Source organism: Micromonospora polyrhachis (assembly GCF_014203835.1).
GTDB classification, from domain to species: domain Bacteria; phylum Actinomycetota; class Actinomycetes; order Mycobacteriales; family Micromonosporaceae; genus Micromonospora_H; species Micromonospora_H polyrhachis.
The window spans coordinates 1536798-1556946 of record NZ_JACHJW010000001.1; the positions used below are offsets into that span (position 1 = coordinate 1536798).

Below are 20149 nucleotides of genomic sequence, written 5' to 3' on the forward strand. Positions count from 1 at the left end.
AGCACCAACCACGATGCCCGCCAGCGTAACGCCGACCGCCTGGTGGCCGGGGTGGCACGGGACGACGCGACCGCCGAATATGCTGCTGCCCTGATCTGTCCCCCCCTGGCACGATGTCCCGATGACATGGACCGCCCCGCAAGTGGACCGGGTCACCGAGCCCTATCTCGGTGACGAACGCATCATGCTGGAGGGTTGGCTCGACTATCACCGGCAGACCCTGCTGCTCAAGTGCGCCGGCCTCACCGCCGAACAACTCAAGATCGCGAGCGTCGAGCCATCGGGGATGACCCTGCTCGGCCTGCTCCGCCACCTGACCGAGGTCGAACGGTGGTGGTTCCGGCAATGCTTCGCCGGCCAACAACTCGACGACGTCTACTGCTCGGAGACCAACGTGGATGGCGACTTCGACGATGTGGCCGAGGCCGACGCCGAAGCCAACTTCGTCGCCTTCCACACGGAGCTGGACGCGTGCCGGGCGGCGGTCGCGGGCCGCGGACTGGACGAGACGTTCCTACGCCGACGCCCCGACGGCACCAGCAACGAGATGAGCCTGCGCTGGGTCTACATCCACATGATCGAGGAGTACGCCCGGCACAACGGCCACGCCGACCTGATCCGGGAACGGATCGACGGCGTCACCGGCGACTGATCGGCCAGCACGCCGAGCGCGGCCGACCGGTCGGCACGTCACCTGACGACCGACCGGTCAGCCGGCCGGCAACACCTCAGGCGGCCAACGCCGCCCGCAGGTACGGCAGGCCCTCCGGGCCACTCCACCGGTACGCGGACAGCCCGGCGACCCGGGCACCCCGTACCGCCCGATCGGAGTCGTCGACGAAGAGCACCTGCTGCGGCGGGGTTTCCACGGCCAGGCACGCCTGCTGGAAGTAGTCCTTGGTCGGCTTGTGTACGCCGAGTACCGAGGAGTTGACCACCACGTCGACCTCGCCGATCAGGCCCAGCGTGGCCAGGTCGGCGTCGAGGGCGTCGGTGGCGTTGGTGGCCAGCCCCACCCGGATGCCGTTGGCGCGTACCGCCCGGACGAAGGCCAGCACCTCGGCGTCCACCGCGCCCCGGTAGATCTCACACTCGTCCACCACTGCCCGGGCCAGTTCTGGACTACCGACGGCCTCGGTCAGGGCGTCGGCCACACTGGCCATCCAGTCCGCGTGGCTCACCTGACCGGTGACCGCCGGTTGCAGCAGCGACCATCGCATGGCGGTGTCGAGGACCGTTCCGGGGGTCAGGCCGTACTTCCGCTCAACCGCAGCACGGACCTCCGGGTCCCACTGCCGAAGCACCCCGTCCATGTCGATGAGCAGCGCGCTCGGGCGTTGCCTGACCATCAGTCCTCCTCCTCGCGGGACAGCCGCTGGCTGATCACCTCGGTGACGCCGCTGCGCATGGTCACGCCGTACAACGCGTCCGCCACCTCCATCGTGCGTTTCTGGTGAGTGATGATGATCAGCTGGCTCTTCTCGCGCAACTGGGCGAAAAGCGTGATCAGCCGGCCGAGGTTGACGTCGTCGAGCGCCGCCTCCACCTCGTCCATGATGTAGAACGGGCTGGGCCGGGCTCGGAAGATCGCCACCAGCATCGCCACCGCGGTCAGCGACCGCTCGCCGCCGGAGAGCAGCGACAGCCGTCTGATCTTCTTGCCCGGTGGTCGTGCCTCCACCTCGATCCCGGTGGTGAGCAGGTTCTCCGGGTCGGTCAGCACCAACCGGCCCTCGCCGCCGGGGAAAAGCACGGTGAAGACCTGCTCGAACTCTCGGGCGGTGTCGGCGAACGCGCTGGCGAAGACCTCCAAGATCCGGTCGTCCACGTCCTTGACCACGGTGAGCAGGTCACGCCGGGTGGCCTTCAGGTCCTCCAACTGCTCGGAGAGGAACTTGTATCGCTCCTCCAGGGCGGCGAACTCCTCCAGCGCCAGCGGGTTCACCTTGCCCAGCAGGGCCAGTTCCCGTTCCGCCTTGGCGGCCCGTTTCTCCTGCACCGGGCGCTCGAACGGCACCGGCTCCGGCACCGGTACGCCATCCCGCTCGGCGGCGGCGATATCCGCCTCCGTCGGCGGCACGAGCTGCTGTGGGCCGTACTCGGTGAGCAGCGTCTCCACGTCCAGGGCGAAGTCCTCGGCGGCCTTGACCTCCAGCTGCTCGATGCGCATCCGCTGCTCGGCGCGGGCCACCTCGTCCCGGTGTACGGCGCTGGTCAGCCGGTCCAGTTCCGCGCCGAGCCGCTTGGCCGCGCCGCGTACCTCCTGCAACTCGGCCTCACGGGCGGCTCGGGCCTGCGCCACCTCGTCGCGGACCTGCTCGGCGGTGGCAAGCGAGACCACCAGCCGGGTCAGCGCCTCTCTGGCCCCGGTCTCGACGGCGCGGGCGATGTTCGCCCCCCGGGCGCGGGCGGCCCGGCGGGCGGCGGCCCGTTCCCGGGCGGCCCGCTCGGCGTTGGCCTGCCGCAGCAGCGAGTCGGCCCGGCCGGCGATGGCGGCGACCCGCTCCTCGGCGGTGCGGACCGCGAGCCGGACCTCCATCTCGTTCTGCCGGGCCGCCGGCAGGTAAGCGGCCAGTTCGTCGCGCTCGGCGGTGGAGGGTTCCTCGTCGATCGGGGTGGCCTCGGCCAGCCGCAGCCGCTCCTCCAGCTCGGCCAGGCCGGCGAGGTCCCGGTCGCGGGCGGCTTCGGCGCGGGCCTGGGACTCGGCGAGCCGATCGGTCTCGCCCTTCGCCGAGCGGGCGGCGGCGCCCAGTTCGGCCAGCCGGCGGGCGGCGGCGTTGCGCTGCCCCTCGGCCTCCCGTTTCACTGCCGCGGCGGCGCTGACCGTGTCCTTGCGCGCAGCCACCTCGGCACGGGCGTCGGCGAGCTGTTCGCGCAGCTCGGCGATGGTTTCCTCGGCGGCGATCCGGTTCGTCCGAGCCTCCTCGACCGCCGCCTGCACCTCGATGAAGCTGGGTGCCTTGGCCGAGCCGCCGGCCGCCGCGTAGGCCCCGACCACGTCCCCGTCGGGGGTGACCGCGCGCAGCTCCGGGTTGTCGGCGACCAGCCGGGTCGCCGCTTCAAGATCCTTGACGAGTACGACGTCACGCAGCGCCCGGTGCACCGCCGGACGGATCTCGTCGGGGCAGCCGACCAGATCCGGTGCCCATCGCGCGTCGTCTGGTAGGGCGGGTCGCAGACTGTCAGCGGATCCTTCCATGCCCGGTCCGGCCGGGCCGCCGACCAGCAGGCTGGCCCGACCCGCGTCCTGGATCTTCAGCAGCCGCATCGCTTCGGCCGCTTCGTCGATCCCGCTGACCGCGACCGCGTCCGCCAGTGTCCCGAGCGCGGCGGCCAGCGCCGCCTCGTGGCCGGGCGCGACGGTGAGCAGCCCGGCCAGGCCGCCGAGCAGGCCGGGCACCTGGTCCGCCCGAGCCAGCAGGGCACCCGCGCCGTCCTTGCGGCGCAGTCCCATGGCCAGGGCCTCCTCCCGGGCCTTCCACGTCGCGGCGTCCTTCTCCGCCGCGCGCTCGGCATCGGACAACGCCCGTACGGTCGCTGAGGCCGCCTCGTGCGCGGCGACCGCCTCGGCGTGCCGGGCGTCGAGGTCGGCGTTGTCCCGATCCGCCTCGCTGGACTGCTCCGCGACCGCGTCCACCTCGGCCTGGGCCTTCTCGGCCCGGGCCAGGGCGTCGGCGTGCGCGGCGGCGAGCCGGGAGATCTCCTCGGCCGCCGAGCCGGTACGGGCCCGCGCCGAGTTGACCTGACCGGTCAGTTTCGCCAGCCCTTCCCGCCGGTCGGCGATCGCCTTCGCGGCGGTGACGAGTGCCCGTTCGGCCTCGGCGAGCTGCCGTTCGAGCTGCTGACGGCCCTCCACCGCCTCGGCCAGGCGTACCTGGTCGTCGGTGAGGGCGTCCCGCAGTTCCTCCTCCTGTTCCCGGATCTGCTCGGCCTCGGCCGCCAACTGGTCGGGGTCCCGCCCGGGGCGCTCGTCGTCCGGGGTGGCGCTGAGGTGACGCAGCCGTTCCCGGGCAAGCTGCTCGGTGGAGCGGAACCGCTCCTGGAGTGCGGAGAGCTTGTACCAGGTGTCCTGGGCCGAGGCCAGCAGGGGCGCGTCCTCGGCGAGCGCGGCCTCCAACTCGGCCAGCCGGTGCTGCACCTCGGTGTGTTCCTGCTCGATGATCCCTCGCCGCTCCCGCAGCGCGGTCTCGTCGGCGATCTCCTTGTCGAGGGTCGAACGCAGGGTGTGCAGGTCGTCGGCGAGCAGACGTAGCCGGGCGTCGCGCAGGTTGGCCTGGATGACGGCGGCCCGACGGGCCACCTCCGCCTGCCGGCCCAGTGGTTTGAGCTGGCGGCGCAGTTCCGCGGTCAGGTCGGTCAACCGGTTGAGGTTGGTCTGCATCGCGTCGAGCTTGCGCAGCGCCTTTTCCTTGCGCTTGCGATGCTTGAGTACGCCGGCCGCCTCCTCGACGAACGCCCGACGGTCCTCCGGTTTGGCGTGCAGTACGGCGTCAAGCTGTCCCTGGCCGACGATGACGTGCATTTCCCGGCCGATGCCGGAATCGGAGAGCAGTTCCTGGATGTCCAACAATCGGCAGGTGTTGCCGTTGATCTCGTATTCGCTCTCCCCGGAGCGGAACATCCGCCGGGTGATCGATACCTCGGTGTAGTCGATCGGCAACGCGCCGTCGGTGTTGTCGATGGTGAGGGTCACCTCGGCCCGGCCCAGCGGTGCCCGGCCGGCGGTGCCGGCGAAGATGACGTCCTCCATCTTGCCGCCCCGCAGGGCTTTGGCACTGTGCTCGCCGAGTACCCAGGCGATGGCGTCGACGACGTTCGACTTGCCGGAGCCGTTGGGGCCCACCACGCAGGTGATGCCCGGCTCCAGCTTCAGAGTCGTCGCGGAGGCGAAGGACTTGAAGCCTCGCACCGTCAGGGTCTTGAGATGCACGTTCCCGATCCTCGTCCGACGTGACCTCCGGCGGCGTCGGCAGCCGGTTGCGGGGCCGGACGCGGGCGGGCGGGTGCCCCAACCAGTGGTCCAACCGCAGGGTAGTCCCGGTCCCGCCGTCACCGGGCGGCGGCACGCGCGACCAGCGTATCCAATGATCTGTTCTGCCACGATCACAGTCGGTGCCGACGGCGATCATGCAAATTGCCGTAACGGCGCGGACAGGACCGGTTACGGATCGCCCGACACAAGACCGACACCCCCGCGCGGATGCCCGGACGCAGATGCCCGGACGCAGATGCCCGGACGCAGATGCCCGGACGCGGATGCCCCGGACATAAAACTGCGCGCCGCCACAGGGTCTGTGTCGGCGCGCGATTCGTTTGGCGCGATCAGGTGTTCAGCTGGATCCGTCGCTCCACCAACGCCCTGAAGCTCAGGTCAGGGCGGGTTCGGCGAGACGTAGCAGGTCGTCCGCCTCAGCCGCCGCAGCCGCGAGCCGATCGTTCTCGGCGCGCAACCGGGTGATTTCGAACTCCAGTGCCTGAACCCTGGCACGCAGTCGGGTGACCTCGTCGAGCATGCGCCGATCGGGCGCCGCACCAACGTGGCCGTAGAGGGCCTTCGCCATATTGTCTCCTTGTAATGCGCTGCCGGAAAGGCCGGCCAACGCGCGCCCACTCGTTCGCGACTATCTTCCCGCAGGCAAACGCGGGCATGACTGGGCGCGACTGGCGACCCTTACATATTGGAGTTGCCCCCGGCCCAAGTCAAGTTAAGCGGGGCGCAGGTCACTCTCGCGGCACCTCCACCCCATTCAGGAGCCGTCACACCACACAAACAAAGATCATTGTTTCGGACACCGAACGTGGTAAGCCGGCAAACCTCCCAGACATCAACGATGATCTTCGGGGCCTTCCTTAGGTCTTTCTTAGCCGCGTTGCCGCAGGCCGGCTGCCCCCCGTAGCGTCACAGCCGCCCACGAAGCCAACTCGACGGAGGCAACGGCGTGTACGACAGGACCGACGGATTCGACCACACCAACAAGGTCGACTGGCCTTCGGCAGATCCGCACGTCGTACCCACGTCCAGCCGGGGGCGGCACCGCATGCCCCGCCGGTTCCCCCACCGACTGGCGTTGGCCGCCGGCGGTACGGCACTGGTGGGCCTCGTCGGCCTCGGCGCGACCCTGTTGCCACCGAACGTCGCCGGCACCACCGCATCATCCACTCCCGCAGACGGCTCGACACTGCCCGGCGGTATGGGCGGCTCCGGACCGCTCGACGGCACCGCTCAGCCGACTGCCGCCTCCTCCGACAGCCCGACGGCGTCCCCATCGCAATCGACCGGCTCCCCCACGACCGCCGCCCCCAGCACCTCGCCCACCCGCAGGACGACACCGGCCACCACCGCTCCGCAGCGCACCCCCAGCCGGACCCCGGCGGCCGTCACCGCCGGGGACAGCCGGGAGGAACAGGTGCTCGCGATCGTCAATCAGGAACGCAGCGCGAACGGGTGCGGCACGGTAAAGATCAACACAAAGCTGGCCACCTCGGCCCGGCAGCACAGCGCCGACCAGGCCGCCAACGACAAGATGTCGCACACCGGCAGTGACGGCAGTTCCTTCGTACAGCGGGCCCAGCGGGCCGGTTACCAGAACGCGATCGGCGAGAACGTCGCCGCCGGCTACCGGACCCCGGCTGCGGTCATGGAGGGCTGGATGAACAGCCCCGGCCACCGCGCGAACATCCTCAACTGCCAGGCCAGGGCGATCGGCATTGGCGTGGTCGCCGCCGCCGACGGCACCCTCTACTGGACCCAGGTCTTCGGTTCCGTCGCCTAGCCAGCCAGCCGGTCGCCAAGACCGCGCGGAGCCGAGCCGGCTACCCGGTGGCCAGGACCTCGCGGAGCCGAGCCGGCTACCCGGTGGCCAGGACCTCGCGGAGCCTCGCGGCGAACTCCTCGGGCTTGCCCGCGTAACCGGACTCGCCACCGACGAAGCCGCCGTGATGGCTCGGGAACACCGTCGCCTGCTGGCCGAGCAGTGCTGCGGTGCCGTGCGCGGTACGCGCCGTGTACGTTGCCCCCGATTCCTCGCCGACCGCGATCACGATCCGGGTAGGTGCCGCAGTGAGTGCCCTCGCGTCGGGACGGTAGTCGGTGATTGCCCAGGAAGCCTTCGACAGCAGCGGGTCGTCGCGGGTGCCGTCGTCGTCGGTTGGCATGCCGAACATCGCCGGGTCGGGGGTGGGCTGGGCGAAGTAGTCATCGGTGAACTCGCCCTGCCAGGACGTCATCGCGACGAACGCGGCCATCCCCGCGCCAAAACCGTTCGTCTGGTACGCCTCGTGGAAGGCGGCCCGGGCCCGCTCGGCGGCTGCGGCATCGGGAAGCACGGCGTTGATCGGGGGCTCGTGCGCCACCAGCGTGGCGACGTCGGCCGGATGGGACGCGACCAGTTCGAGTGCCGTCACCGCGCCACCACTACTCGCGAAGACCTCGACCGGACCGGCATCGAGCACCTCGATCAGTAGGTGCAGATCGGCTGCCTGCTGCTGCGGTGTGTGGTCTGACCGGCCGTCGGCACGAACGCTGCGACCCAGGCCACGCGGGTCATAGGTGACGACCGTACGGTCCGGGAAGTTGTCGGCGAGGGCGGTGAAACCCTCCGCCGTCATCGGCTGACCAACCATGAGTAGCGCCGGCCGACCGCCGGCCGGCGGAAGCGGGCCGCGCACGTCGTAGACCAGCTCGACACCGGGTACGGCAAGCGTGTGTGTCTGGATCGTCGTCATGGTGGTGACCCTAGAGGCCAGCTCCGACATCCACGATCGGCCGGTTTGCGTCGGCGCGCACCCGAGGGTTCCCGTGCCGTCACCGGCCGCCGAATCGTTGTTCCGGCGAGGGGGTGTGCCCGTGCGGGGCGCAACGCACTGAGATGTCGGGCGGGAACGTCGGCCACCGGAACGGCCCGAGGACGGCGACGGCAATCGTCGGGCTGGCCGTACTGGCCCTGCTCGGGGCGCTCGCCGGGTGCCGGATCCCTGGTGGTCGCGCACCCGCGACCCCGTGGCCACACGGTCCTGTCTCCAGTTGGCAGTGGCAGCTCAGCGGTGAACTCGACCCGGAGGCCGAGGCTCGGGTGTTCGTCCTCGACCCGTTCACCACCCCGGCCGAGGACGTACGCCGGTTGGCCGGTCGCGACCGGCGACTCGTCTGCTACGTCGAGGTCGGGACCGCCCGGCCGGACCGTCCGGACGTCGCCCGGTTCCCCGCCCCGGTCCTCGGGGCAGCGACCGGGGTTCCTCCTACCGACGACGACCGGAACGGCGGACGCTGGCTGGACATCCGCCAGTGGTCGGTGATCGAGCCGATCCTGGCCGACCGGTTCCGGCTCTGCCGGGGCAAGGGGTTCGAAGCGGTGATGCCCGCCCACATGGACGGGTACGCCCACCGGTCCGGATTCCCGCTCACCTTCGACGACCAGCTCGTCTTCAACCGCCGGCTGGCCGGGCTGATCCGCTCGTTGCACCTCTCCCCCGGGCTGACCAACGACGTCGACCAGGTCATGGCATTGCAGCCGGAGTTCGACTTCGTCGTCAACGAAGGGTGCTCCCGGCGGCGCGAATGCGCCCGGCTACTGCCATTCGTGGAGGCCGGCAAGCCGGTCCTCCATGTCGAGTACGACCAGCCGACCTCGACCTTCTGTGTAGAGACAGTCGGCTACGGCTTCGTCTCGATGCGCAAGAACCGCATCCTGGACGCCTGGCGTGACCCCTGTCCCGACTGATCGGTTCGAGGCGGCCCGGGTCGTGCTCCATCCGGCTCCTCCGATCAGGTCGACCGCTCGAAGCAGGTCAACCGATCAGAACAGGTTGGCCGATCGGAACAGGTCAACCACGAAGGAGGCAACGCAGCATGTCGAGGAACACCGAGACCGTCGAGACCTACCTGGACGGCTTCCGCAAGGGCGACCATGAGCAGATCCTGTCCTGCCTCACCGACGACATCGGATGGACCGTCTACGGCGCCTTCCAGTTGACCGGCAAGCAGGCGTACGACGAGGCCATCGAGGGCCCGGGTTTCATCGGGCCGCCCCAACTCGAAGTCGTACGCATGGTCGAGCAGGACGATGTCGTCATGGCGGAACTCACCGGCTCGGCGACGCGCGACACCGGCGAGGTGATACGCATGTCCATGGCCGAGGTCTTCGTCATGCGCGATGGCAAAATCGCCGAACGCCGGGCCTGGGTGATCGAGCTGAAGGAGAACGACTACCGCTGAGCCGCCCGCCAACGCTCCACGTCTCATGACCGGCCGCTGCTCGTCGATGCCGACGGTGACCCGGACCGGCTCGAGATAGCCGCGCGGCGAACCGGCTCGGGTGGGGTGCCTCCGACAGCGGCCGCGATCGCCCATGCTCGGCAGATCTTGGCGAAAAATGTCCCACGGCGGGCCAAATCTCACCAAGATTCGCCGAGGCGCAAACCGACTAGTGCGGCTGACCCACCTCGTACTCACCGTTCTGCTCGTTGAGGACCTTGATGGTCACCCGCTTCTCGGCTCCCTTGATCTTTGCCGTGCAGGTGAAGGTGGCATCCTTCTCGACCTTCTGACCGGACGGGCACCGCACGTCGGTGACGTCGCCTTCGCCGAAGTCCTTCGTGATCACCCCGGCGATGCCCCGTTCCATCGCCTTACTGTCGAAGACCGGCGTGCTGAACAGGCGTACGAGCACCACGGCAGCCACGATCACGACCGCCACCGCACCGGTGGTGATCAGCAGCATCTTGCCGATCTTCCGCCGAGGTTTCGCCATGGGCGCTCCGGCCGTCGGTGCCGGCGGTGGGGTGGTCCACTGGGCTGAACCGGTGGCCTGCCCCTGCCGGGCCGCGCCCGGGGGCGGGGCAGGAGCGGAGTACGGGGTCGACTGCTGCCCGCCGGGCGGTCGCTGTCCCTGGGCGGGCTGCTGCGGGATCGCTGAAGCAGCCGGTAGTGGGGGCGGTGGAGGCAGCGAAGTCGGCCGAGCCGCGGGTGATGGGGGCGACGGTGGCAGCGGGGCAGCCGATGGTGGGAGCAGCGGGGCAGCCGGCGGCGGAGGCAGCGGAGTCGGCGACGGGGAAACAGGCGGGGCCGGCGGGTTTGCGTACCGCTGATCTGGCATGGCCGTCGGTGGCTGCCACCCGGTCGGCGGTCCTGGGTGTCCGGGTACCGGCGGTGGCCCTGGGGGCGATGCCCGGTGCGGTCCGGCGAACCCGGCCTGGCCCGGCAGGGGCGGGGCGGGCTGGTACGGGGCACGAGCCGGCTGGTGCGGAGCCGGCTGGCGCTGGTGGGGCTGCTGTTGCCAGCCAGTCGGCGGTTGCGCTGGCCACGGCTGACCAGGCTGAGGGTGGCCCTGCTGCTGACCAGGCTGAGGGTGACCGGGCTGAGGCTGACCAGGCTGAGGGTGACCGGGCTGAGGCTGACCAGGCTGGCCCTGGGGCTGGGGCTGGGGCTGACCAGGTTGCGGCTGACGTTGGCGCTGGCCCGGCGTGGGCCAACCCGGCGGGGGCGGTACGGGTGGCTGCTGCCCGGGATGCGGCGGTACGGGTGGGTGAGGGCCCTGGCCGGGTGGCTGGGTCACGATGCTGCTCCTGTCCTACGTGGACAATTATGCGATCTTGTTCTTGATGTCGCCGAGTTTGTCGTAGAACTCGCGCCTGGCCTTCTCGTCCAAATGGGTGACATCGAAACCAGACGGCAGCGGCGGAAAGTCGGCAGCCGTCGCGGTACCAGTGATGTCGTAGCCGACCTGAACCTCAAGGGGCGACGGCCCGCCCTCCACCACCCCGTTTATCTCGAACATGTCCAGACTGCCGTCGGGAGCGAACTTGATCCGGACCGGCAGCATCTGCGTCATCATGTTGTCGGTCATCTTCTCGCGAAGCACATCCGGAAAGATCATCACCCGCGCTTCCAGGAACGCCTTCAGGGTCACCCCGGTGAGCAGTTCGACCCGCCCATCCGGGTGCTTGGTGTACTTCCGCAGCAACCCGTTGGGGTTCTCCTTCTGCGTCAACTCGATCGCCGTCAGCATCTTGCAGCCGGTCATGACCCCGGCCATGACGCAGATGTAGTAACCCGTCGCCGGGAAACTGGTCCGATGGGAAACCCACGGCGTGGGGGCAAGTGTGCGATACATGCTGCCGAGCAGCAGCAGGTCCTTGTCACTCCCCGCCGGATGATAGGTGTCGATGTTGTCGCCCTCGTGCCCGGAGCGCGACTTGGTCAGCATCGCCGGCGGACTACCGAGCACGAAGGTGTCCATCTCGGATCTGGCCTTCTTTCCCTCGAAACTGCCGAACGAGAAGACCGTGCCCTTGATGTTCGTCGCCTCCCGGAAGTAGCTGACCAGCCCCTGGAGCGCCTCGGTGAACTTGGCGCTCTGGTACTCCCGGGCCTGTTCCTGGCTGGGCAGCGCCAGCCCGTCCTCGGTCGTGCCACAACCGACCAGCAGCGCACACCCCAGCAGCGCCCCCAGGATCCGACTCAGCCGACGGGTACAAAGCCGGCGGTGCGACGATGCCGTCATTTCTTGTCCACCTGGAGATAGAGGTCGTACGCCGTCTTGCCCATGGTGGATCCGTAGAGCATCCGGCCGTCACCGACGGAACTGGTCGACACCACGTAACCCGCCCCCTTGACCGGGTCGAACCGGGTCAGCCATGGCCCGCCGGAGCATCCCGGGGTCATCGAGCAGGCCAGCCCGTAGTCTCCGTAGACCTCCTGTGCCGTGCGCGCACTGGGCGTGGAGCAGTAGCGCATCCGGGTCCCGTCGAACGGTGGAGCGGTCGGATATCCCAGCACCATCAGGCCCTCCGGTGCCTCGCCGAAGGCGATTCCCTGCGCCCCCAACGCCTGCTGGATGGTCTTGCCCCCCTGTGGTCGCATCTTCAGGAACGCGGTGTCGAACTGCCAGCCGGATCCCCGGGTGCCCTTGTCGCTGGAGAAGGCGCCCTTCAGGAACTGCTGCGTGACATGCCCACTCGCAGCGGTCCACCGGCCAAACGGCGCCCGCCCCGCTTCGTCACCCGGCACGAAGAGCACGTTTCGGGCCCACTGCCGCTTCGGTCCGGTGTCGAACAGACAGTGCGCCGCCGTCGACACCACGCTGCCCGACGTCGAGTTGACCACCGCTGCGCTACAGACGTAGTTCCGGCCGTCGAAGGTGAAGTAGAGCCGCCCCACGGTCCGCCGGCTCAGCCCCGCCATCGACCAGGCCTTACCGGCATCACTTGTGCCGTTCGCATCCGGTGCCACCGTGCCCAGCGGACCGGTGGAGGGGTGGACGACCACCGAGATGGGCGGTTCGTTGGTGCCGCCGGTCGAGTCGCCGTCCGGGCGGGGCATGTTCGGCGGCCGGGCGTCCTTGACCCGGTCACTGGTCCAGTAGTCGTTGACCGACTGTGACGAGTCCGCGAAGTCCTTCCGCATGTCGACCCCACGGACCCCCGCCAGCTCGTCCTCAAGGTTCGGCGTGTAGGCCCCGGCCCGAGGGATGCCGGTCTGGGTCGGCGCGCAGGCCGTCACCAGCACCATGCAGAGAACGCCGCCCAAGCTCAGGGCAGCCTTTCGAGACCACCGACGCACGCTGTTCCTGCCCCCCACTCACGAGAATCACGTTGTCGCCGGGACAGCCGTCGCAGTGATGCACAAGGGACGGGGTTCGGCGGCATCGCAGCCTATCGAACGCGCACCAGCCACGACTGACAAGACCGACGGGCACAATGGGTCCGCCAGTGGTGGTGTGTCCCTCAGCGGCGAGCCGGGTCGGGCGGTCAGCTCCTACGGCCCAGCACCCGGGGGCGGGGCTGGCACCGTGGGCAACTGTGCGACGAGCGGTTCATGAACGGCTCGCGTCGGATCGGCGTACCGCACCGGGTGCAGGGCAGGCCCTCCCGGCCGTACACGTTGAGGGCCCGGTCGAAGTAGCCACTCTCCCCGTTCACGTTGACGTAGAGCGCGTCGAAACTCGTACCGCCGACCTTGATCGCCTCACCGAGGACGTCCCGGACGTGCCCGAGCAGTCGACCAACCGCCGGCCCGGTGAGCGTGTCGGTCTGCCGCGCCCCGTGCAACCGGGCCCGCCACAGCGCCTCGTCCGCGTAGATGTTGCCCACCCCGGAGATCAGAGTCTGGTCGAGCAGCGCCCGCTTGACCTCGGTACGTCGGCGGCGCAGCCCGGCCAGGAAGTCGGCGTCGGAGAACTCGGGGTCCATCGGGTCCCGGGCGATGTGTGCGATCTCGGCGGGCAGGGCGGCACCACCCTCGGATACCGCCAAGCCGCCAAAGGTGCGCTGGTCGACGAAGCGCAGCTGCGGCCCATCGTCGTCGAAGGTGAACCGCACCCGTAGGTGCGTCTCGTCCGGCGCCTCCGCCGGCTGCACGAGAAGTTGCCCGGACATGCCGAGGTGCCCGACGATCGCGTCACCGCTGTCCAGCGGCAGCCAGAGGTACTTGCCGCGCCGGCACGCGTCGAGCACGGTCCGCCCGACAAGTACGGTGGCGAAGTGCTCCGCGCCGGGCAGGTGCCGCCGGATGGCGCGCGGGTGGTGCACCTCGACGGTGGCGATCCGCCGGCCGGCCACCCATCTGGCCACCCCCTGCCGGACCGTCTCCACCTCGGGCAGCTCAGGCACCCGGCCCCCCGCGCTCCGGCGACGCCTCCTGCCTGGCCCGCGATCCCTGATCCGGCAGCGTCTCCGGCCCGGCCGGTGACCCCTGCTCCGGCGTCACCAGCCCGGTCGACTCCACCGGCTCCACGGCCCCGGTCGGTTCGGCGGTCTGCTCGGAGAGTGTGCGCCAGGCCGTCTCCGCGGCGCGCTGTTCGGCCTCCTTCTTGCTGCGGCCCTCAGCCCCGCCGTACCGGTTGCCGGCCACCACCACCCAGGCGGTGAACGTCTTCAGGTGATCCGGCCCCGCCTCGTCGATACGGTATTCCGGGACACCGAGCCCCAGGGCGGCGGTCAGCTCCTGGAGGCTGGTCTTCCAGTCCAGCGCCGCGCCCCGACCGGCGGACTCTGCCATCAGCGGGTCGAACAGCCGGTGGATCACGGTCGAGGCGGTGTCCAGCCCGTACTGGAGGTAGATCGCGCCGAGTAGCGCCTCCAGGGTGTCCGCCAGGATGCTCGCCTTGTCCCGGCCGCCGGTGATCTCCTCGCCCCGCCCCAGCAGCAGGTACGACCCCAACCCCTCCGGCCCCAACCCCCGGGCTACGTCCGCCAGCGCCCGCATGTTGACCACGCTCGCCCGGAGCTTGGCCAGTTGCCCTTCGGGCAGGTCGGGATGGTTGTTGAAGAGCGCCGCCGTGATCACCACGCCGAGCACCGAGTCGCCGAGGAACTCCAGCCGTTCGTTGGTGGGCAGCCCACCGTTCTCGTACGCGAACGACCGGTGGGTCAACGCGCGTTCCAGCAGTTCCGGGTCGAGCGAGACGCCGAACGCCGCCTCCAGATGTCCGACGGGCGCTCGCCGCCGCTTGTCGTTGCTCATGCGGTTACCCGCTTGTCGTTGCTCATGCGGTTACCTCGGTGTTGGTCGTGCGGATATCCCGGCCGGAATCGGCGAGCAGCGTGGAGATCGCCGCGGCGGCACCGCGACGATGCAGGTGGGCGGCGAGGGCGATGCCGGAGGCGACGTCGTCGCCGCGGGCCGCCCCGTGGCAGACGACGACAGAACCGGCGATGCCCAGCAGCGCGGCGGCCCGTGGGGCCCCACCGCTCGCCGGGGGGCCACCGGCCATGGCGTACGCCCCTTCGATCGCCTTGAGTAGCACGTTTCCGGTGAATCCGTCGGTGACGACCACGTCGGCGCGCGCGCCGTGCCCCAGTTCGTACCCCTCGACCAACCCGATGTAGCGCCCGCCGACAGGCAGCGGCTGGTCGGCGAGCACCGGGTCGGCCGCCCGTCGGGCCCGATCGCCCTTGCCTGCCTCGGTACCGACGGAGAGCAACCCGATCCGGGGTTCGACGACCGCGTGGGCGACCGATGCGTAGGCAGCACCGAGCACCGCGTGTCGGGACAGGGTGGCCGGGCTCGCCTCCAGCGACCCGCCCACGTCGAGCAGTACGACCGGGCCGGCGAGCGCGGGCAGGGTGGCGACCAGAGCGGGTCGGCGTACGCCGGGCCAGCGCCCGAGCAGGAGCGCTGCGGCGGTCACCGTGGCGCCGGTGGCCCCGGCCGAGACCACGGCGTCGGCGGCACCTTCAGCGACGCTGGCCACGGCAGCCCGTACGGAGGTGTCGGCTCGGCCGGATCGGGCCGGTTGGTCGGCTGCGGCGACGTTGTGGGCGGCCCGGATGGAGATCCGGTGCCGCTGGGTCGGGGGCAGCACGTCACGGACCCCGTCGGCCACCTCGGGTGGCCCGACGAGCACTAGGTGCAGGTCGGGGTCGGCGTCGAACGCCCGCAGAGCGCCGTCAACCACGACGGCGGGAGCCTCGTCCCCGCCGAGGAGGTCAACGGCGATCCGCGCGGTGCCCGGCTCCACGGGAACGCCGGCCGAGAGTTCACGGCCGGCGTTGGTGGAAGCCGGTGCACCGGGCAGTCGCCGGGGCGCGCGAGCCACCCGACCGGTGGTCGGGGGCGTCACTAGGCGTCCGGCGTCAGACTTCGAGAACCTGACGACCGTTGTAGGTGCCGCAGACACCACACGCGGTGTGCGCCAGCTTCGGCGACTTGCACTGCGGGCACGCCACGGTCGGGACCGCCGCAACCTTCCAGTTCGCCCGGCGGGACCGAGTGTTGCTGCGCGACATCTTGCGCTTGGGGACGGCCACGGTTCTTACTCCTCTTGACGGGTCAGTTGCGACAGGCCAGCCCAGCGGGGGTCGATCTGCTGGTGGCTGTGGTCAGCCGGCAGCTCGTCCCAGTGCACCCCGCATTCGGGGCACAGCCCTGGGCAGTCGTCTCGGCACAGCGGGTTGGTCGGCAGTGTGAGCACCACCGCATCCCGCAACACCGGCTCCAGGTCGATCAGATCGCCCTGCATCCGGCCCACCTCGTCCTCGTCGGCCGTCTCGTCCGTGGTGCTGTTCTCGTAGGCGTACAGCTCCTGGATCTTGACAGCCAGCGAGTCCCTGATCGGGCGCAGGCAGCGGCCACACTCGCCTTCGATGGGGCCGGAGACGGTCCCGGAGACGAGCACGCCCTCGGACACCGACTCAAGCCTCAGGTTGAGGCTCAGGTCTGCGCCCTCTGGCACACCGATCAGCTCCAGCCCGAGGTCCGCCGGCGCCGGCACCACCCGCTCGACCGTACGCAACGCGCCAGGTCGGCGCGGCAGTTCCCTCGTGTCGAGGACCAGCGGCGACCTGGGGCTGAGTGTCTTTGGCGAAGGTTTAGGCATAGTCAGACTCCGGCCTGTGTGCGGCCGACATGTCAGGTTACCTGGGCAGGGAGCCCAACGTCGAACCGGGGCACCCTGCCGAGGCAGGCCGAGGGCAACTCAAGACGCCGAGGGCAACTCAGAACGACAGGGGACGCTCGCTCTCCTCGGCGGCGAAGGTCCCGATCTCCCGGAGCGCGTGCATCTTGTCCCGGCCGCGCTCGATCGAGGCAAGCGCCCGGGTGAGGAACTGCTCGAAGTTGGCCAGCGCGGTGTCGACGTAGTCGTCGACCTCCTCGCGTAGCCGCTGGGCCTCGGCCCGCGCCTCCGCGACGATCCGGGCCCCCTCGTGCTCCGCCGATACGGTGATCTCGTTCACCGAGACGAGCCGGGCGTGCTCGGCCTCCGCCTCGCTGATGATCCGGTCGGCCTCCCGCTTCCCGGCGTCCATGATCTTGTCCCGCTCCGCCAGGAGCACAGCGGCCCGACGCAGGTCGGCGGGGAGTTCGGCGCGCATCTCGTCGAGAATGGCGATCATTTCCCCGCGGTCCACCATGCAGTTGTTGCGCGACATCGGGACGGATCGCGCCGCCTCCACCATGGCGATGATCTCGTCGATGCGGTCGAGCGGGTCCACCGGTACCTCACTCCTGCCTGTCATTAGTCAGCCGAACCTCCATGATGCGACGTCCGACCGAGTTGCAGCTCACCCAATGATGCGTCCCGGACACAACCTGGTGGCCAAACCTCTTTCCGCGCGGCGCGTCGCCGCACTGCCCGATCGCCTCGCACCAGACCCCACCGGCGCGGCCCGGCGGGTCGGGCCCACCCGCTGGCCGGGCCCACCGGCTGAGTGCCCCCGGCCGGCTGGGCGAGCCCACCCCCCGCCGGGCGAGTCCACCCGCTGTAGGTGGTCAGGTGGGCTGACCGGGCTCCCGGTTCGCGGTGAGCCGCTGCCGCAGTAGGTCACCGACCAGGTCCGGGACGTGCGCCGAGACGTCTCCGCCCCACTTGGCCACATCCTTGACCAGACTCGACGACAGGAACGAATAGAGCGGGTTGGTCGGCATGAACAGCGTCTCGACCCCGGCGAGCCCGATGTTCATCTGCGCCATCTGCAACTCGTAGTCGAAGTCGCTGACCGCCCGCAGGCCCTTGATCAGGACTGCCGCCTGCTGGGCGCGGCAGAAGTCCACCAGCAGCCCGCGGAAGGATTCGACTCGGACATTCGGGTAGGAGGCGGTCACCTCGCGGAGCATGTCGAGCCGCTCGTCGATGGTGAACAGACCACTCTTCGACTGATTGATCAGCACACCGACGATCACCTCGTCGAACAGTCGGCTAGCCCGACCGATGATGTCCAGGTGACCGTTGGTGACCGGATCGAACGAGCCGGGACAGACCGCACGTCTCATGAGCGGCGACCGTACCAAAGTGTGGTCTCCCCGTACCGCCGGCTGCGCTGCGCAGTGACTCCTTCCACCCACTCGACCGTTCCGCTACGAGTGGAGCGTTCCACCACGACCACGGCGTCCGCCGCCAGCCAGCCACCGTCGGCGAGTGCGGCCAGCATCGCGGCGACCTCCTCGTCGGGTACGGCGTACGGCGGGTCGGCGAAGACCACGTCGTACGGTCCGCCCTCCGGGCCGGCGGCGAGCACCTGCGCCACCTTGCCGGTCGCCAGCTTCGCGGCCGGGGTGGCGCGCAGCGTCGCCAGGTTGTCCCGAATGATCCGGGCGGCCCTGGGATCGGATTCGACCAGTAGTACGTGACCGGCCCCTCGGGACAATGCTTCCAACCCGACCGCACCAGATCCGGCGTACAAATCGAGGAATCGACTGTCCGTCAGGTCGGTCATGGTGTCCAAAGCACTGAATAGCGCCTCGCGCACCCGGTCGGAAGTAGGTCGGGTGTTCGCCCCGGCTGGCGCGACGATGCGCCGACCACCAAACGTTCCGGCGATGATCCGGGTCACCTCTGTCCTCCCTGCATGACCTTGACGTTACGCGAAGGTCGACTGTCGCCTGATCGACACGGGAAGTAGGCAAAAACAGGGTGCGCACTCACGTTCGGTAGAGGATTCATCTCGGCTTCACAACATCATTCTTAAGATTCCCTGAGGGACGTTGCGGCGGGTGCGCAACCGTTAAGGTCTGGCGCTGGGCGGGCACGGTTGGCCGACCGTCCGGCATCGGGCACTTATTCGAAAAGATCCGATCCCCACGTTCGCCGCCTTGTCGCCACGCTTCTACCCCCCTCTCTTCCAGGAGCACGCGTGATCCGTCCAAAGCTGTCGCTAAAGCGACCGCTGGCATTTCTGGGGGCCGTCTTCGTCGGCCTCACGGCGGCGGTAGCCGTCGCCGCGCCCGCGAGCGCCCACCACACCGAGATCAAGGGCACGGTGGTCTGCGAGCCCACCACCGGCAAGAAGGTCATCACCTGGACCGTGACCCACAGCGAAACGAAGAAGTACGCCACCCTGGTCGAGGTCAAGTCCAGCATCGACACTCCGGTCAAGGACATCCAGGGCACCGTTCTCACCCCCAAGGGCAAGAAGGGTGACTCGGTCTCCGGCGTCCAGGAGGTGCCCGGCGACGCAACCGGAACGGTCGAGCTGACCGTCTTCGCCCGCTGGTCCAAGGATGGAAAGACCTCGGAGGGCAAGAACAAGTACGAGAACACCAGCAAGGGCCGGGTCAACCTCGGCAAGGACACCTGCGCACAGACACCGCCGCCCTGCGTCGAGGCCGGTCAGGCGAAGTTCAAGCACACCTTCGACGGTCCCAACGGCGTCGCCACCGTCGAACTCGACGGCGAACTGCCGCTGTGCCAGGGCGTCAAGCAGTCGTTCACCCTGGTGTCGTACTTCGCGCCCCGGCCGGAGTTCTCCGTCCCGCAGTACGTCTATGGCGAACCGGATACGGACACCATCGAGGCCGGCAAGACCAAGATCGAGCTGAAGGTCGAACTGCCGGACTGCAACACCCAGGTCGACCTGATCTGGGGTGGCCGGGACCAGGTCATCGAGGAGATCGTCAAGGACGGCCCGACCTACGGCAACAAGAAGCTGGGCAGCCCGGGTGCGCCGGGCAGCCGGTCCAAGGGCCCGCAGGGCTGGTACAACGGCGGTACCAAGGCCTGCCAGCAGCCGGCCATGGACTTCGTGTCCAACTGCGACGGCACGGTGATCGTCAACCTGAGCAACAACGGCAAGATCAGCAAGTACCCGGTGGAGTTCACCATCACCGCCGGCAACTTCAGCAAGAAGGTCACCGTCGCCCCCAACAAGGCCGAAAGCGTCGAGGTCCCGGCCAGCGACGCCGCCGAGATCGTGGTGACGGCCGACGGCATCGAGCCGAAGACCTACACCTGGCAGCGGCCGGAGGACTGCGCCCTGCCGACCGTGGTCGTCGAGTCCGACTGCGAGAACTTCACCGTCGCGGTGAAGAACCCGGAGGGTGTCACCCCGGCGACCGCGAAGATCGCCTTCGGCGGCAAGACCGAGACGGTGACCGTGCCGGCCGGTGAGACCAAGACCGTCAAGTTCCCAGCCAAGGAAACCGGAACCGCCGCGACCGTCACCTTCGAGGGCCTGGACGTCGAGCCGTTCGAGGCGGTCTACGAGAAGCCGGCCACCTGCGGTGGTGGCGGTGGTGGCCTGCCGGTGACCGGTGCCGCCGCCGGTGGGATCGCGGCAGGTGCCGTCATCCTGCTGGGTGCCGGTGTCGCCCTGTTCCTGGTGGCTCGTCGCCGCCGGCTGCGGTTCACCGCCTGAGGCTGAGCCTGGCCCCCTGAGGCTGCATCTGGCCCAGTGGGACGGTAAGCCTGACCCACTGAAAGCTGAGCCTGGCCCA

20 protein-coding genes are annotated in these 20149 nt (G+C 69.5%); 5 read left to right on the forward strand and 15 right to left on the reverse strand.

Annotated features, from left to right (window positions below; translation table 11 throughout):
* The first annotated feature begins 121 nt into the window (after window positions 1-121).
* Window positions 122-652, forward strand: coding sequence for a DinB family protein (locus FHR38_RS06150; protein ID WP_184533576.1), 531 nt, complete (start codon window positions 122-124; stop codon window positions 650-652).
* A 76-nt stretch (window positions 653-728) separates the two neighbouring features.
* Here FHR38_RS06150 and FHR38_RS06155 read toward each other — a convergent pair whose 3' ends face one another.
* The 3 genes from FHR38_RS06155 to FHR38_RS06165 form a co-directional block, all read right to left on the reverse strand.
* Window positions 729-1349, reverse strand: a complete 621-nt coding sequence (locus FHR38_RS06155; protein ID WP_184533578.1) for an HAD family hydrolase — start codon at window positions 1347-1349, stop codon at window positions 729-731.
* Window positions 1349-4930, reverse strand: coding sequence for a chromosome segregation protein SMC (gene smc, locus FHR38_RS06160; protein WP_184533580.1), 3582 nt, complete (start codon window positions 4928-4930; stop codon window positions 1349-1351). Before smc ends, FHR38_RS06155 begins: the two co-directional genes overlap by 1 nt.
* Window positions 4931-5366: 436 nt before the next feature.
* Window positions 5367-5561 carry a hypothetical protein gene (locus FHR38_RS06165; protein ID WP_184533582.1) on the reverse strand — a complete coding sequence of 65 codons (195 nt, stop codon included), beginning with the start codon at window positions 5559-5561 and terminating at the stop codon, window positions 5367-5369.
* A gap of 378 nt (window positions 5562-5939) precedes the next feature.
* Here FHR38_RS06165 and FHR38_RS06170 point away from each other — a divergent pair, with 378 nt between their 5' ends.
* Entirely contained in the window at window positions 5940-6773 is an 834-nt protein-coding gene (locus FHR38_RS06170) for a CAP domain-containing protein (RefSeq protein WP_184533584.1), read from the forward strand.
* Window positions 6774-6849: 76 nt separating this feature from the next.
* Here the strand turns inward: FHR38_RS06170 and FHR38_RS06175 are convergent, their stop codons facing one another.
* Window positions 6850-7725 carry an alpha/beta fold hydrolase gene (locus FHR38_RS06175; protein ID WP_221448921.1) on the reverse strand — a complete coding sequence of 292 codons (876 nt, stop codon included), beginning with the start codon at window positions 7723-7725 and terminating at the stop codon, window positions 6850-6852.
* 143 nt (window positions 7726-7868) lie between these two features.
* On the opposite strand from FHR38_RS06175, the gene FHR38_RS06180 reads away from it, so the two are divergent.
* Complete coding sequence (locus tag FHR38_RS06180; RefSeq protein WP_184533586.1) at window positions 7869-8720, forward strand: endo alpha-1,4 polygalactosaminidase; 852 nt, start codon at window positions 7869-7871, stop codon at window positions 8718-8720.
* 128 nt (window positions 8721-8848) lie between these two features.
* Window positions 8849-9214 carry a nuclear transport factor 2 family protein gene (locus tag FHR38_RS06185; RefSeq protein ID WP_184533588.1) on the forward strand — a complete coding sequence of 122 codons (366 nt, stop codon included), beginning with the start codon at window positions 8849-8851 and terminating at the stop codon, window positions 9212-9214.
* A 208-nt stretch (window positions 9215-9422) separates the two neighbouring features.
* On the opposite strand, the gene FHR38_RS06190 is transcribed toward FHR38_RS06185, so the two are convergent.
* The 11 genes from FHR38_RS06190 to rsmD all read right to left on the reverse strand — a co-directional run bounded on the left by FHR38_RS06190 (window position 9423) and on the right by rsmD (window position 18270).
* On the reverse strand, window positions 9423-9749 hold the full coding sequence (locus tag FHR38_RS06190; protein WP_184533590.1) for a DUF4333 domain-containing protein: 327 nt from the start codon (window positions 9747-9749) through the stop codon (window positions 9423-9425).
* Window positions 9750-10580: 831 nt separating this feature from the next.
* Window positions 10581-11501, reverse strand: coding sequence for a hypothetical protein (locus FHR38_RS06195; RefSeq protein ID WP_184533592.1), 921 nt, complete (start codon window positions 11499-11501; stop codon window positions 10581-10583).
* The gene (locus FHR38_RS06200) at window positions 11498-12508 is read right to left on the reverse strand and encodes a trypsin-like serine peptidase (protein ID WP_184533594.1); all 1011 of its coding nucleotides are present in this window, start codon (window positions 12506-12508) and stop codon (window positions 11498-11500) included. Before FHR38_RS06200 ends, FHR38_RS06195 begins: the two co-directional genes overlap by 4 nt.
* 239 nt (window positions 12509-12747) lie before the next feature.
* On the reverse strand, window positions 12748-13608 hold the full coding sequence (gene mutM, locus FHR38_RS06205) for a bifunctional DNA-formamidopyrimidine glycosylase/DNA-(apurinic or apyrimidinic site) lyase (protein WP_184533596.1): 861 nt from the start codon (window positions 13606-13608) through the stop codon (window positions 12748-12750).
* Window positions 13601-14461, reverse strand: a complete 861-nt coding sequence (rnc, locus tag FHR38_RS06210; protein WP_246446332.1) for a ribonuclease III — start codon at window positions 14459-14461, stop codon at window positions 13601-13603. The genes mutM and rnc overlap by 8 nt, the downstream gene beginning before the upstream one ends.
* Window positions 14462-14483: 22 nt before the next feature.
* On the reverse strand, window positions 14484-15458 hold the full coding sequence (locus FHR38_RS06215; protein ID WP_184539308.1) for a phosphate acyltransferase PlsX: 975 nt from the start codon (window positions 15456-15458) through the stop codon (window positions 14484-14486).
* A gap of 115 nt (window positions 15459-15573) precedes the next feature.
* Window positions 15574-15747, reverse strand: coding sequence for a 50S ribosomal protein L32 (rpmF, locus tag FHR38_RS06220; protein ID WP_184533598.1), 174 nt, complete (start codon window positions 15745-15747; stop codon window positions 15574-15576).
* Between the two features lie 5 nt (window positions 15748-15752).
* A complete protein-coding gene (locus FHR38_RS06225; RefSeq protein WP_184533600.1) occupies window positions 15753-16316 on the reverse strand; it encodes a YceD family protein in 564 nt (187 codons plus the stop codon).
* Window positions 16317-16434: 118 nt separating this feature from the next.
* Window positions 16435-16932, reverse strand: a complete 498-nt coding sequence (locus tag FHR38_RS06230; RefSeq protein ID WP_184539310.1) for a F0F1 ATP synthase subunit B family protein — start codon at window positions 16930-16932, stop codon at window positions 16435-16437.
* A 277-nt stretch (window positions 16933-17209) separates the two neighbouring features.
* Window positions 17210-17710, reverse strand: a complete 501-nt coding sequence (gene coaD / locus FHR38_RS06235; protein WP_184533603.1) for a pantetheine-phosphate adenylyltransferase — start codon at window positions 17708-17710, stop codon at window positions 17210-17212.
* Window positions 17707-18270 (reverse strand): 16S rRNA (guanine(966)-N(2))-methyltransferase RsmD, encoded by a 564-nt coding sequence (gene rsmD / locus FHR38_RS06240; RefSeq protein ID WP_184533605.1) that lies wholly within the window; start codon window positions 18268-18270, stop codon window positions 17707-17709. Before rsmD ends, coaD begins: the two co-directional genes overlap by 4 nt.
* A 300-nt stretch (window positions 18271-18570) precedes the next feature.
* Between rsmD and FHR38_RS06245 the strand changes: the two genes are divergently transcribed.
* Window positions 18571-20070: a cell wall anchor protein gene (locus FHR38_RS06245; RefSeq protein ID WP_184533607.1), complete on the forward strand. Its 1500-nt coding sequence runs from the start codon at window positions 18571-18573 to the stop codon at window positions 20068-20070.
* Window positions 20071-20149 lie beyond the last annotated feature (79 nt).